Genomic DNA, 13,896 nt, shown 5'->3' with positions numbered 1-13,896 from the left:
AGCCATGAAAAAGATATATCTGTTCATACTCTGCCTGTCGGCCCTCGCAGCAGGCTGCTACAAGGATAAAGGCAATTACGATTATGTGGAAGTGCCTGCACCTGTTATGTCTGGCCTGGACTCCGTGTACCACGTCATGTCCGGCGACAGCCTCATCGTAGCGCCCAATATCACGCTGAAAAGCGGTGCCAACAACTATTCCTGCGAATGGAAGATTAATGTGCCCGAGCGTGCCACTACCGACGATTACTTCACACGCGATCTTCGTATCGTATTCGGCCTTGGTTCCGGACGGTATAATGTATTGCTGAAAGTGACGGACAATAATACCGGCCAGAAGTATTACTACGAGTTCGTCATCAGCGGTTCCACTTCCTTTACCAAAGGTTCTCTTGTATTGAGCGGTAACGGAACTGCCACATCGCTGTCGTTCATTAAACCCGATGGCACGCTGCAGGCAGATATTTACGAAGCCATCAACAAGAAGACCATGCCCGGAGGTCCGTTGCAGATCACGCATGTGCGCAACCAGTTTTACATGAACCAGATCACGCAATACTGGCTCACCTTTTCCGGCAGTAACGACGGTGGTGTACTCATCGATGCAAACACCCTTACGCAGGTGCGCACCTTGAAAGAGAACTGCTACAACCCCATACCCGTTACCAAAGCCAACTTCTTCCTGCGCAACCTCAACGGTACCACAACTGCCATTATCAACGATCAGTTGTTTATGGGCACCTTTGAAACTGCTCCCTTTGGTACCTATTATGGTTTCTTTGGCGTGGCGGTAAACGGTGAATATAAGCTGGCGCCGCAGATGCTGCAGGAGCTTGCAGACGGTGGCCAGTCGGTATCTCACTTCCTTGCATTCGATAAAGAGAAGAAACGTTTCCTGCGCTTTTTACCCGGTACTTATCTCGATACTACTTACACTGTAATGGATTCCGCTTTCGTTCCCAAGAACCTGAAGATGGACCTGCTGTATATGGAGAAGTTCAGTGATAACGACATCTTCGCTTACTGCGATTCGCTTGGTAAAACCATGCAGCTGCGCTTCGGGATCGACTGGAAGAATGGCAAACAGCTCTTCCGCGCCCGTGAAATGAAGAAGTTCAAAGGCGACAGCCTGGTTACTGCTACCACTAAATGGGCGATATCTCCGGTAGGCGTGTTCTACTTCTCCGGCAATGGAAAAATCTACCGCTATAATCCGCTGAACGAAGAGATCCGTGAACTGGCCGCCACATTTGGCGGGAAAGACATTACCCTGCTGAAGGTGGAGCAGAACGGTAACCTGCTGGTGGCAGGTGTGGAAGGGGAAGTACATTTCCTGAATACCGCCATAGGCCAGTTCGGAGAACTGCTGCGTAAAACAACGGGGATACCCGGCGCACCCACAGATATATTCATCCGCGAGTAGCCATCGCTACAATTAAAAAACGAAACCATGAACATACGTATCGTATCATCAAAAACCATCGCCATCCTGGCTGCTGCGGTAATGCCAATGTCAGCGCATGCACAAGAGGGCAAATTCATCCTGAAAGGAAAGATCGGGCAGCTGAACGCTCCTGCCATTGTTTACTTCGACCGGTCGGAGGGCGATGAGCGCTTCCTCGATTCCGCCGTGCTGAAGAACGGAGAGTTCTCCTTTACCGGAACCACTGCAGACCCGGCGCTGATGCTCCTCGTGCTGAGTAAAGACGGTAAAAGGATCGAGAACATGGGCCAGGGGATGGATCGTAAGATCATGTACCTCGAACCGGGTACCATCACGGTTACTTCTGCAACCGATATGGCATCCGCTACCGTTTCAGGTTCTAAGATGAATGCCGCTGATGTGGAGTACAAAAAATATCTGCAGCCTTATGAAGACCAGATGGCAGTTATCAACAAGATCTGGGGTGGAGCTACGGATGAGCAGCGCCGCGATACCAGTCTTGTCAACTCCCTGAACGTGAAGTTCCGCAAAGCGCTGGATGATAAGAAAGGGTTGATCCGTGAATACGTGAAGAAGAACCCGAAATCTCCCATAGCCGTGTTTGCATTGCAGGAGCTGTCTGTTCATAACAACATGGATCTGGCGGAGCTGGAGCCCCTCTTCGCCACGCTCCCTGAAAGTACCCGTACATCGGTAGCCGGTAAGCGTTTTGCCGGTAATATGGAGAAGAAAAAGACCATCGTAATCGGGGCAGTTGCGCCTGACTTTACCCAGAACGATCTGAATGGCAAACCCGTTAAGCTGTCTGACTTCCGGGGTAAATACGTGTTCCTCGACTTCTGGGCCAGCTGGTGCGGTCCCTGCCGTGCTGAGAACCCCCATGTGGTAAAAGCTTACCGCCGGTTCAAAAGCAGCAATTTCGTGGTGCTGAGCGTATCGCTCGACCAGCCCGGCCGCAAAGACCTGTGGGAAGAAGCCATCAAGAAAGACGGTCTGGAAGATTTCGTGCATGTATCCGACCTGAAGTACTGGAACAATGCCGGCGTGAAGCTCTACGGCATCCGTGGCGTACCCGCCAACTTCCTCATCGACCCCCAGGGCAAAATCGTAGCTAAAGATCTCAGAGGTGCCGCGCTGGAAGAAGCACTGGCTAAATACCTGTAACTGTATATTATCCCGACAAATCCTCTACGAATCCCTCAGCCCGTCTGGTCACCACCAGGCGGGCTGTTTTTTTCAGGGCGCTTCAGTAGCCATGCGTTATGCAAACGCTTGATCATAAGTTACGCGTCATCCTGTTGCATGAACCTAAGTCGGAGAGCTTCGTACGTGTCATCTCAAAGCCTCGGCACATTCCTTCATTAAACCTTCTTTTGACATAGTGTTACCTGCCTCTAATATAAGTGTTAGCGGGGGGGAGCTTTACCAATTTATAGGGAATGCATAGGGATTAATTAGGGTATATATAGCCTATGTTTAGCCCCTTATACCCCTATACATAGGCTAAATATAGGCTAAGTATAGGCTATATATAGGCTAAATATATATAGGCCTGGAAGGAAGTTACAGGCAGTTAACACCGGGACTAGCCGAGGGTAAGCCTACGGTTGGAAAGGCAGTAAAAAGCAGTCAGGACGTAGGAATTGATGCTGCTTAAGGCGGATTTGCCGGGAATGAGTTGTATACAGTAGTTAGAAAAAATATTGAGGGCTGTAAATATTTGTCAGGATTTCTAACAATTGTCATGAGCCGAAGTAAAGCTACAGCTGATATGGTGATGGCAGGCAGGGGAGTGGTTAAGCTTTATTGGGCCGGGAAAGGAGCGAAATTAGAGGGTTGTCCGGTTTTGGAGTAGGGGTTCAATAAAATTAAAAAGCCGCCCAATTGGGCGGCTTTTTCCAAAATTTATAGCATGTGCTTAGTGAGCATGTGCATGGTCGTGCGCGTGTTCGTGGGAATGATCGCAGCATCCGCCGGCAGCTTTCTCCTCTTTGAAGGCTTCGCGGGGTTTGAGGCCCAGCAGCTGGAACATCATGTTATCTTCTTCGAAAGAAGGGTTCTTGGTGGTCAGGAGCTTTTCGCCGGTAAAGATGGAGTTGGCGCCTGCCATGAAGCACATGGCCTGCTCGGACACGCTCATTTCAGCACGGCCCGCGCTGAGGCGTACCATGGATTTGGGCATGAGGATGCGGGCAGTGGCAATCATACGTACCATATCCCAGAATTCTACCTTGGGCATATGCTCCAGGGGAGTACCTGCAACACGGGTAAGGGCGTTGATGGGCACGGAATCCGGATGCTCAGGCATGGTAGAGAGGGTGGCCAGCATGTTGATTCGGTCTTCATGGCTTTCACCCAGACCGATAATGCCGCCGCAGCATACGGTAACACCTGCCTTGCGTACGTTATTAAGCGTATTGAGGCGGTCGTCGTACGTGCGGGTAGTGATTACCTCACCATAGTATTCACTGGAAGTATCCAGGTTGTGATTGTAGGAGTAAAGTCCTGCATCGGCCAGCTTCTGCGCCTGTGATTCGGTGAGCATACCGAGGGTGCAGCAAACTTCCATGCCTATCTCGTTAACACCTTTCACCATATCGAGTACGCGGTCGAAGTCGCGGTTGTCGCGTACTTCGCGCCAGGCGGCACCCATACAGAAGCGGGTAGAACCAGCGTCTTTGGCTTTCTGTGCATATTCCAGCACTTTATCTTTCTGCATGAGCGCCTGCACATCCACGCCGGTATTATAGCGGGCAGCCTGGGGGCAGTAAGAGCAGTCTTCGGAGCATCCGCCCGTTTTGATGGAAAGCAGGGTACATACCTGCACCTCAGCCGTATCCTGATATTCACGGTGCACAGTGGCGGCACGGTACATCAGTTCCAGCAACGGTGTGTTATAGATGTCCTTGATTTCTTCGATAGTCCAGTTGTGACGGATCATACTAGTCAGGTATTTAGCGGCAAACCTATGAAACAATATTGAAAAATCCAGTAGTTGCCTGTTACAGATACTGGAAGTTGGTTTTAGGGGTAATATTGAGCAAAGTCTGGTAAATGAGGCGGATAGTGTTCTCCACATCGTCCTTTTTGATCATTTCCACCGTGGTGTGCATGTAGCGCAGGGGGATGGAGATGAGGGCCGAAGGAGTACCGTCGTTCGAATACGCAAATGCATCTGTATCGGTGCCCGTGCTGCGGCTAACGGCATGCAGCTGGTGGGGGATGTCTTCCTTCTTGGCGGTTTTGATGATAAGATCGCGCAGGATGTTATGTACTGCAGGGCCGTAGGTAATGCTGGGGCCGCTGCCGCATTTGATTTCGCCTTCGATGTTTTTATTGATCATAGGCGTAGTGGTATCGTGCGTAACATCGGTAATGATAGCCACATTGGGCTTGATGCGCTTGGCGATCATTTCCGCACCGCGCAGGCCTACTTCTTCCTGCACTGCGTTTACGATGTAAAGACCGAAAGGCAGGCGCTGCTTGTTTTCTTTCAGCAGGCGGGCTACTTCGGCGATCATGAAACCACCGATGCGGTTATCGAGGGCACGACAGATGAAGTAATCGTAATTCAGTTCTTCGAACATATCATCGAATGTTACCACACAGCCAACGTGGATGCCGAGGTCGTCCACTTCTTTACGGGAGCGGGCGCCACAGTCGAGGAAAATGTTGTCAACTTTAGGCTGCGGCTCTTTGCCGTCGCCGCTGCGGAGGCGGGTATGGATGGCTGGCCAGCCGAATACGGCTTTCACGATCCCTTTCTCAGTATGGATATTTACGCGTTTGCTGGGAGCAATGGCCTGGTCGGAACCGCCGTTGCGGATCACATAAATGAGGCCTTCGGGAGAGATGTAGTTCACGAACCAGGAGATCTCATCGGCATGTGCCTCGATCACCACTTTAAAGGCTGCTTCGGGATTGATCACCCCAACGGCGGAGCCGTATGCATCTACGATGGTATCGTCAATATAAGGTTTCAGGTATTCCAGCCAGAGCTTCTGTCCTTCCTTCTCAAAACCAGTGGGGGAAGGGTTATTCAGGTAGTTGCGCAGAAAAGTCATTGACTCCTTCGTCAGTATTGATTTCGTTTTTTTGGCCATTGTTGTTACGGTTATATATCCTTCAAATATAAGGGATTCCGGATCAAATGCCCCCTGCCAGCCGCCACAGGAGGTGAATGAGGGCTGAAAATGCCATCAGCCCGTCGAGCTGGAAGTAATAGACATAATCGGAATGGTGGGTTTGTGCATAGTTTTTCACGCTCCATACCACGGCTACGGCCGCAAGGAGACTGAACAGCACAAACAGGGGCAGCACAGGCGCCAGCGCTATGGCAAACAAGGCTGCGATGATAAGGGAGGCGTAGTAGAGCTTATTGAGATGCGGCTCTTCGAGGGAGGTAATAAGGCTGCGGATACCTTCGGCCCGGTCTTCTTCCCGGTCGCGGTGATCGAACAGGATGCAGATGGCGTAAATGATGAAAAAGCGGTAGATGGAAAGAAATGCGGCATCCAGGAAAGTAACCTTCGCGGTATCAGCAATGAGGTAAGGCAGGAGGGTGGTCACGTACATCCATACGAAGGCGAGGAAGATAGTTTTGCCGATGGCGATCTTCTTCAGCCAGCGGAACGTGGCATGCGGTACTTTGGGGGCGGAATAAAGGAATGTGAGGAGCACGGCGCCGCTGAGGGGGAGCCAGTGGTGGATGAGCTGGAGACCATACCAGGCAGCGCCCATCAGTCCAATGAAGCAACCCATGAGCTGGAGCCTCCTTTGCCGCTGGCCCCACAATATCCTTTCCGAATACTTTTCGGAGCCGGGAGTGAGGTACCAGTGGAAGTTGTAGCTGCAGATAGTGGAAAAGAAAACGAAGCCGAAGTAAGTGTTCTTATCCAGCGCAAGCCCCAGTATCTCCTCCGTTTCCCATACCATCAGCAGGGCCACGAGGGCGATATAGATGGAGCTGAACAGCAGGAAATTGAAGAAACCGCGAAACATAGGCGCTAAAATAGGCAAACCCGGTTAGAAATTCTTTACGGTAACTCCGGACGGGGGATGTGGTAGGTGGAATTAAACAAAAAAGGCCGTCTCATAAGACGGCCTTTTTATATGTAGAAAGCATTTACATCAACTAATCTTCTCCATCCGCATTTCCACTGTTTTTTCCTTGCGGTTATCCTCTACAATCAGCAGGAACCCGGGTTTGGCAGGGAGTATCGTGTTACGTATTTCTTTGGAGATGATTGGGATCTCGTATTGGCGGAACTTCTGGCCATTATAGCGCAGGTAAGTGAAATATCCCTTCTCATCGCCTGATGTACGGCGGTTGTAGTAACAGATGGAGAAGTGGCTGGCATCACCACCGGGGTGAATGAACCGGTATCCGAAAAGCCCTACACTACGCATCGTACGCGCCACCATATGGCGGTTCAGGAAATCCATCCGCGACATCATCCGGGTGGTTTGTTTATCGTACGTTACTGCCTTCACCAGTTTATCGATCTTGTTGAATTCCAGTATCACCATATCCGCATTCGCCACTGTGGTAAACGAAGGCATCATATGGAAGGGAAGGAAGAGCGTGGAATGTACCACTCCGTAAGCATACACGCGGCGGTGGTAGCCTTCCGCCGCTACGAAGATCTTACCGTCTGGCCCAAGGGTGGCGTTGTGGAGGAAGAGGTAACCGTTTTCATCGTTCTGGCCTTTCTTATTGCAGGTATAGTGGCGGCTGATATCCGTTTCCCAACTATTGTATGTACGGGTGAGAATAGCGCCGGTATTGCGGCTTACGCGGTAGATGGCGATGCCTTTGCCGTTACTTTTCAGATGCTTCACATCTTTCTCGAAATACTTACCCACCATCACAATGGTATCCTGTCCGGGAACGGGAAGCACGGCCGAAGGCTCGAACTGCCATTTCTCTTTGTTGGAATTGATCTCGAAGGCTTTCTTTTTCGTGTAGATGTTAAAAGCCATAATGCTGGAAGATGCGCGGGAAGAACGGCGGTTGCTGATTTCGAGGAACAGCAGACTGTCTGTCTTCGCCAGGAAATCGGCCCGCAGGAAATCCCTGTCGGCCACACCCGGACTGAACTTCGACGTCTTATGTTTCTCCACATCATAGAAATTGATATCGTACGTGCAGGTACCGCGGCTCTGCCAGCGTACAAACACAGCCATGTAGCCCTGGTTGCCCACTTCGAAGAGGGTACGGTTGCCTTCGGATTCATTGTGCAGGCTCATGTCCTGCAGGTGCAGGCGGCGCTTGTTGGAATCGAAAGCACGGGTATAGGTTTGCAGCAGCTCACCGTTGTTACTGTAGATGCGGAGCTCGTACTTCTTATCCATAGGGTAGAAGAAGAGAAAAGCCATGCTGCTGTCGTTCGCGGCAGCCTCCTGCAGGCGCAGGTAAGCGGTGGCTTTGAACTTGATATTGCGGACGCGGTTGAGGTTTTCGTCCATCACATGCAGAGAATAGGCATTGGTGGTTTTGTCTATCTGATCGTTCTGCATGAGGAAGAAGTATCCGCCGATCTGGTTGTTCCGCTGGATGGTGCCGCTGCTGTAGAGCACAGAGCGGGTAGCGGCATCGCTGAGGCTGAGGGTCTTCTGTGCGAAGGCGCCCTGCGTGCAGCAGAGTAATGTGAGAATGAAGAAAAGTATATTCCGGGTCATGGACTACATTTTTATGAAACCTTCGCTTTTAGCGAATTCTGATTGGAATTCAGGGTAGGCGGAGAGCTGTCCCTGGTAGCGTTGGAGATAGTGGAAAGCGATCTGTGCGTATTCTTCCATATACAGGTTCTGCACGAACTGTGCGAGGGTGTTGAAAGATTCGCGGTTTTCCGGTGCAGGGAGGCGCAGCTTCTTGCCGAGGCGGTGCTGGCGCTGGAGATAGAAGCAGTTGTTGAGGATGCGCGCCACATGCATGATGAGGTAAGGATCGTTGGGCGTTTTCTCCAGCATGGCAATGGTATAGTAGAGGCTTTCAGTATAGTTATCCTCCGCGAACGAGAACTCGATGATCTCGAACTGGAACGCTTTACGCAGGGAGTCGAACCGCAGGGGGTGGATGCTGGCAGCAGCTACAGGGGGCTTACCGGCCAGGGCACTGTCGGCAGACAGGTTGAAGGCGATCAGTTTGTTGGCGCGTTCCACACAGTCGGGGTGCGTTTTGAGGGAGTCTTCCACTTTACGGTCGCGCAGGAGGGTGGCGTGGCCACCGAGCAATCCGGCATCCTTTTCCAGCCAGCGGTCCTGGAACCTGAACTGGGGAGCATCAAAGAGGGTACGGAGGTGTTTGGTCATATCGATATCCTCTTCATCGATTTTGTCGAGCAGTTGCATGGCGGTAACGGCCGCAGCAGGGTCGAAGCCGCAGTTACGGAAATATACCAGCGCCAGCGAGTCTGCATCCGATTCGTTGTTCCTGCTATGGCGGCGGCTATCGAATGTGAGGCCCTTGCTGAGCGCTTCCAGTTTCGAAAGCCGGTTATACTGTACTTTCTTCAGTTCCTTCAACTCTTTTTGCAGCGCGGAGGAGTGCATGTTTTTTACATACTTCTCGATAGACTTCTCGCTGTGCTTTAACACTGCATGCGCGATCTCGTGGCAGAGAATAAAGGCCGCCTGGTGTTCGTTGTCGAGGCGGGTAAAAAGGCCGATGTTGAAGAAGATGATGCCCTGGCCTACGGAGGTAGCGTTGGGGGTACCGGAACGGGAGAAGAAGGCATGCAGCTTTTCGCGCCGAAGGTCAGGGGTACCGGCTACGATGCGGTTCAGCATACTGTCGAGGTACTGCTGGGCAGAGGGGAGGGTGTAAATCTCCTTTTTCTGGAACCGGGATTTGATGTGGCGCCAGCGCTGGGCATAAATCTCGGAGTAATCTTTCTTGTGTTCTGCGGGGAGGTTGAGCTGGAGGGTGTCGTGCTCGCGTTCAAACTTCCGCATAATAGCATGGGTTCGGGTGCCGTCCACAATGGAAGGCTTGTACATGGGCTCCGGCGACTGTTGGGCTAAAATGGGTGAGGCCAGCAGCATTAGTGGCAGCATACGGCTTCCCTGCCGGTATGCCCTCAGTAGTGCATTCATGGGTATAAGGATTGAAAATCGCCACAAAGAAATGATTTTCAGCCGGTATTCTTATTGCATGAACGTGTTATGGGAAGGTTGGGGGCGTAAAAAAGGCCCCCTGCTTACAGGGAGCCATTTGTATCGTTCAGCCGGTACTGTTACAAAGGAATATTCCCGTGTTTCTTCTTCGGCATGTCTACCACTTTGTTTTCCAGCATGGCGTAGCCTTTGATGAGCTTTTCGCGGGTAGTTTCGGGGATCACTACTTCGTCGATGTATCCTTTTTCCGCAGCGAGGTATGGATTGGCAAACTTCTCGGTGTATTCAGACACCAGTTCGTTCATGCGTACTTCCGGATTGGGGGAGGCGTCGATCTCTTTTTTAAAGATGATCTCCACCGCACCTTTAGGACCCATTACAGCGATCTCAGCCTGTGGGAAGGCGAAGTTAAGATCGGCCCCGATGTGCTTGGAGTTCATTACGCAATACGCGCCGCCATAAGCTTTGCGGGTGGTAACGGTGATCTTGGGCACGGTGGCTTCGCTGAGGGCGAATAGCAGCTTGGCGCCGTTGGTAATGATGCCGTTCCACTCCTGGTCGGTACCGGGCAGGAAGCCGGGTACATCTACCAGCACCAGCAGCGGGATGTTAAATGCATCACAGAAACGGGTAAAGCGGGCACCTTTTACGGAGGCGTGGATATCGAGTACGCCGGCAAGGATAGCGGGCTGGTTAGCCACGATGCCGATGCTGCGGCCGGCGATGCGGGCAAAGCCCACGATGATATTATCTGCAAAATCCTTGTGCACTTCGAGGAAGCTGTCGCCGTCCGTAAGTTCGGCGATCACATCTTTCATATCGTAAGGCTGGTTCGGATTCTCGGGGATCATATTATTGAGCGCGGGCCTTTTTTCATTAGCCGGCTCGTAGGGGAGGGAAGGCGCAGTTTCTTCGCAGTTCTGGGGCATGAAGGAAAGCATGTCGCGGATGGTGCGGATGCACTCTACTTCGTTTGCACAGGCGAAATGCGTTACGCCGCTTTTGGTGGCATGCGTTTGTGCGCCGCCGAGAGCCTCGCTGGTTACTTCTTCGTGGGTAACAGTCTTCACTACGTTAGGACCGGTCACGAACATATAAGAGGTGTTCTCCACCATGAGGATAAAGTCGGTAATGGCGGGGGAGTAAACGGCTCCACCGGCACAGGGGCCCATGATGGCGGATATCTGCGGGATAACGCCGGAAGCGCGGGTATTGCGGTAAAAGATATCAGCGTATCCGGCGAGGCTTACCACACCTTCCTGTATGCGGGCGCCGCCGCTGTCGTTAAGCCCGATAAGGGGAGCGCCGTTTTCCATGGCCAGATCCATTATCCGGCATATTTTACGGGCGTGGGGTTCGGAAAGACTACCACCATACACGGTAAAGTCCTGAGAGAATACATACACGAGGCGGCCGTTGATAGTGCCGTAACCGGTAACCACACCATCACCGGGGAATTGTTCCTGGTCGGTGGTCATACCTCGGTTGCGGTTATGAACGAACATACCGATCTCTTCGAAGGTGCCTTCGTCGAGCAATAGCTGCAGCCTTTCACGGGCTGTGAGCTTTCCTTTTTTGTGTTGTGAATCGATTCGTGCCTGGCCTCCGCCGAGTTGAGCTTCGGCGATTTTGGATTGCAGTTCCTGGATCTTACTCATAAATGTAAATGTACGGAATGCCGTTCATTCACCGGAAAGATTTAGTTGCGGATTACGATCTTGGGCAGGGTGATGGTATCGCTGGAATTACCGGCATTATCTACCACGAAAATTTTAAGCTGGCTGGTATCCGGAACAGTAGCAGGAGAGGGCCAGTGTGCAGGGAGGAAGTTGCCTTCGCGTACATCGCTCATGATAAGGATCATCTCAGCATCGAGCTTAACACCTTTATGCGTTTCCAGTTTTGGGAGGGGCATCTGGTCGTACTTGGTGGTATCGGGGAAATGGTAGAGGTCCACCACATTCCAGGTGCCTTCGAGGTCGCCATCGCCATCTTTTACATTGAAATAAAGATAGTATTCCTGCAGCTCTTTAGGGATATCCGTGGCGGAGGCGGATTTGAAGGTCAGGACCGGCTTGGTGCCACCGTCTTTATCCTTTTTACAGCCCAGCATTGCCAGCATGATTGCGGAGAGAGTGAGGAATTTCTTCATATGACAAACGTACATTAAATTAGGCAAAAGGCAAAGTGCCCGGTTATTTAACGCTCCCTTCCGCTGCTTTGTTACATAAACGTTCGGGGATTCGTAAATTTGCCGTTCATGAAGAGCGAAATCGTTGACAGGATATTTACGGAAAAGGACCCTATGGCCCTAGTGCCGGCCATTTTCCGGTACCAGTATGAAGGAAATGCCCTTTACCGGGCTTTTGTGGATGCGCTGAAGGTAGACCCTTCCGCCGTTCAGCACCCCGAACAGGTACCCTACCTCCCCATTTCATTCTTCAAAACCCACCGCATCACCACCGGCGAATTTGAGCCGTCCGTAATTTTCGAAAGCAGCGGCACCACGCAAACCGTTAACAGCCGCCACCTGGTGAAGGATACGGCCCTCTATACACGTAGTTTCCTCGAAGCCTTCCGGCAGTTCTACGGACCGGTGGAGGATTTTGTAGTGCTGGGCCTTCTGCCATCCTACCTCGAAAGGAGTAATTCCTCGCTGGTATATATGGTGGAGGATATGATCCGCAGGAGCAACCGCCCCGAAAGCGGCTTTTACCTTTACGAACATGAAAAGCTGGCAGAAACGCTCCTTACCCTCGAAGCCCGCCGCCAGCCGGTACTCCTCATCGGCGTAACCTTCGCCCTCCTGGATTTCGCGGAAAACCACCGCATGAACCTGCAACATACCATTGTAATGGAAACCGGGGGCATGAAAGGCCGCCGGGAAGAATGGACCAGGGAAGAACTGCATGCCTTCCTACAGGAACGGCTGGGCACTAACGCCATTCATGCGGAATACGGGATGACGGAGCTGCTTTCCCAGGCTTACTCGAAGGGGCGCGGGGTGTTCGACTGTCCGCCCTGGATGAAAGTGCTGGTGCGGGATGAAAACGACCCCTTCCAGCTGAGTACCTCCTCCGCCGCCGGCGTCATCAACGTCATCGACCTCGCCAATATCCATTCCTGCTCCTTCATTGCCACAGACGATATAGGCCGAATCCATGCCAATGGCAGCTTCGAAGTATTGGGCCGGCTCGACCGTTCCGCACTCAGAGGCTGCAGTCTTATGGTGAGTTAGTATTGTGATTTAAAATAATATGAGTACTTTTCAGGCGGCATATCGCCTGAACCTATGAAGAAACCTATACTCACAGCAGCGGTCCTGTTCCTGCTTGCGCCTGTTGCGCATGCCCAGCTTTTGGAGAAAATCACGAAAATTACCGGAAAGAAGAAAGCCGCGGAAGAAGCGGCTGCTCCCGCAACGCCCGATCCCACCCTGATTATCGGGGGAGATGAGGCTGTGCGCATCGATTCCTCTTACGAATACGACTGGGCGGTGTACCAGGAAAGCGAGGCTTTCCAGGGTAACCAGCGGGTGATCGATGGCGGGGAAGATATCGTGATCTATTACAGCAGTACCCAGCCGGCTTTCCATATACAAATGAAAAGCCGGAGTACGGGCACGCGGTATTACTTTTTCGGGGATTTCGAGAAAGAGGCCCAGCTGAAGCTGGCCGGGGTGGCGGGCGTAGCCAGCGGCGATAAATCGAAGCTGGAACTGGAGGGTATGGAGCCGGTGTACCCCGGAGAAATCGGGTACCTGAGTGAACTGCGCCGTACAGGGTCCAAGAAAGTAATAGCAGGCGTGGCCTGCGAGGAATATGTGGCCCAAAACCTCCGGCACGACCCGCGGGTGGTGAATACCTCCCATAATAAAGTGACGGCCTATGTATGGATACCCATGGACCCGCACTCCGTTTTCCCCGGCTATTCTCTTATGCCGGAGCATTTTAAACTGCAGATAGAGCGCATGCGCCGTGAGGGATCTTATCCGCCGGTGGTTATGCCGCTGGAGATGTTCCTGGAATATGGTAATGGTGATAAGGTGTTTACCCATACCACCCATATCATCATTAAAGAAAGGCGGAAAGTGCAACTGTCGGATATCAACCAGCGGTAAACAAAAAACCGGCTCCCGTTATGGGAACCGGTTTGTGCGCCACGGTTCAGATATCTTGTGCACATAGTCAGGCATTGAATGGGTTTTACAGGACCGTCCGTTCATGGGGCTTATGGCGGATGAAAGGCCGGCCTGCGAACAGGCGTAGAATGGCGGAGGAGACCTGCTAAACGATGCCTCTAAAGTATACGCCAGAATGTAAAACTTATGTGAA

The 13,896-nt window shown here is 52.0% G+C and carries 11 protein-coding genes; 4 read left to right on the top strand and 7 right to left on the bottom strand.

Annotated features, from left to right (window positions below):
- Window positions 1-4 precede the first annotated feature (4 nt).
- Window positions 5-1,423, top strand: coding sequence for a PKD-like family lipoprotein (locus DEV76_RS07715; RefSeq protein WP_109696869.1), 1,419 nt, complete (start codon window positions 5-7; stop codon window positions 1,421-1,423).
- A 27-nt stretch (window positions 1,424-1,450) separates the two neighbouring features.
- Window positions 1,451-2,608 carry a TlpA disulfide reductase family protein gene (locus DEV76_RS07710; RefSeq protein WP_109696867.1) on the top strand — a complete coding sequence of 386 codons (1,158 nt, stop codon included), beginning with the start codon at window positions 1,451-1,453 and terminating at the stop codon, window positions 2,606-2,608.
- A gap of 754 nt (window positions 2,609-3,362) precedes the next feature.
- On the opposite strand, the gene bioB is transcribed toward DEV76_RS07710, so the two are convergent.
- From bioB to DEV76_RS07675, 7 genes are all read right to left on the bottom strand, one after another.
- Window positions 3,363-4,385 (bottom strand): biotin synthase BioB, encoded by a 1,023-nt coding sequence (gene bioB / locus DEV76_RS07705; RefSeq protein WP_198651981.1) that lies wholly within the window; start codon window positions 4,383-4,385, stop codon window positions 3,363-3,365.
- A gap of 61 nt (window positions 4,386-4,446) precedes the next feature.
- The gene (locus tag DEV76_RS07700) at window positions 4,447-5,547 is read right to left on the bottom strand and encodes a M42 family metallopeptidase (protein WP_109696865.1); all 1,101 of its coding nucleotides are present in this window, start codon (window positions 5,545-5,547) and stop codon (window positions 4,447-4,449) included.
- Window positions 5,548-5,590: 43 nt separating this feature from the next.
- Window positions 5,591-6,445 (bottom strand): UbiA family prenyltransferase, encoded by an 855-nt coding sequence (locus DEV76_RS07695; protein WP_109696863.1) that lies wholly within the window; start codon window positions 6,443-6,445, stop codon window positions 5,591-5,593.
- Between the two features lie 129 nt (window positions 6,446-6,574).
- Window positions 6,575-8,125, bottom strand: coding sequence for a DUF6770 family protein (locus tag DEV76_RS07690; RefSeq protein ID WP_109696861.1), 1,551 nt, complete (start codon window positions 8,123-8,125; stop codon window positions 6,575-6,577).
- 3 nt (window positions 8,126-8,128) lie between these two features.
- A complete protein-coding gene (locus tag DEV76_RS07685; RefSeq protein WP_109696859.1) occupies window positions 8,129-9,541 on the bottom strand; it encodes a M48 family metallopeptidase in 1,413 nt (470 codons plus the stop codon).
- Window positions 9,542-9,681: 140 nt separating this feature from the next.
- On the bottom strand, window positions 9,682-11,220 hold the full coding sequence (locus DEV76_RS07680) for an acyl-CoA carboxylase subunit beta (RefSeq protein ID WP_109696857.1): 1,539 nt from the start codon (window positions 11,218-11,220) through the stop codon (window positions 9,682-9,684).
- Window positions 11,221-11,261: 41 nt separating this feature from the next.
- Window positions 11,262-11,714: a hypothetical protein gene (locus DEV76_RS07675; protein WP_109696855.1), complete on the bottom strand. Its 453-nt coding sequence runs from the start codon at window positions 11,712-11,714 to the stop codon at window positions 11,262-11,264.
- Between the two features lie 108 nt (window positions 11,715-11,822).
- On the opposite strand from DEV76_RS07675, the gene DEV76_RS07670 reads away from it, so the two are divergent.
- Window positions 11,823-12,800, top strand: coding sequence for a LuxE/PaaK family acyltransferase (locus DEV76_RS07670; RefSeq protein ID WP_109696853.1), 978 nt, complete (start codon window positions 11,823-11,825; stop codon window positions 12,798-12,800).
- A 54-nt stretch (window positions 12,801-12,854) separates the two neighbouring features.
- Complete coding sequence (locus DEV76_RS07665) at window positions 12,855-13,682, top strand: hypothetical protein (protein WP_109696850.1); 828 nt, start codon at window positions 12,855-12,857, stop codon at window positions 13,680-13,682.
- Window positions 13,683-13,896 lie beyond the last annotated feature (214 nt).

This window comes from Chitinophaga deserti (assembly GCF_003149455.1).
Lineage (GTDB): Bacteria > Bacteroidota > Bacteroidia > Chitinophagales > Chitinophagaceae > Chitinophaga > Chitinophaga deserti.
The sequence above is the reverse complement of the archived record's forward strand: the minus strand, read 5'-3'. Positions and strand labels throughout refer to the sequence as shown.

Bases quoted from the DNA above. Each gene is read 5' to 3' on its own strand.
- DEV76_RS07690 (WP_109696861.1), bottom strand. From the start codon at position 8,125: ATGACCCGGAATATACTTTTCTTCATTCTCACATTACTCTGCTGCACG.
- DEV76_RS07710 (WP_109696867.1), top strand. From the start codon at position 1,451: ATGAACATACGTATCGTATCATCAAAAACCATCGCCATCCTGGCTGCT.
- DEV76_RS07695 (WP_109696863.1), bottom strand. From the start codon at position 6,445: ATGTTTCGCGGTTTCTTCAATTTCCTGCTGTTCAGCTCCATCTATATC.
- bioB (WP_198651981.1), bottom strand. From the start codon at position 4,385: ATGATCCGTCACAACTGGACTATCGAAGAAATCAAGGACATCTATAAC.
- DEV76_RS07665 (WP_109696850.1), top strand. From the start codon at position 12,855: ATGAAGAAACCTATACTCACAGCAGCGGTCCTGTTCCTGCTTGCGCCT.
- DEV76_RS07675 (WP_109696855.1), bottom strand. From the start codon at position 11,714: ATGAAGAAATTCCTCACTCTCTCCGCAATCATGCTGGCAATGCTGGGC.
- DEV76_RS07680 (WP_109696857.1), bottom strand. From the start codon at position 11,220: ATGAGTAAGATCCAGGAACTGCAATCCAAAATCGCCGAAGCTCAACTC.
- DEV76_RS07715 (WP_109696869.1), top strand. From the start codon at position 5: ATGAAAAAGATATATCTGTTCATACTCTGCCTGTCGGCCCTCGCAGCA.
- DEV76_RS07700 (WP_109696865.1), bottom strand. From the start codon at position 5,547: ATGGCCAAAAAAACGAAATCAATACTGACGAAGGAGTCAATGACTTTT.
- DEV76_RS07685 (WP_109696859.1), bottom strand. From the start codon at position 9,541: ATGAATGCACTACTGAGGGCATACCGGCAGGGAAGCCGTATGCTGCCA.
- DEV76_RS07670 (WP_109696853.1), top strand. From the start codon at position 11,823: ATGAAGAGCGAAATCGTTGACAGGATATTTACGGAAAAGGACCCTATG.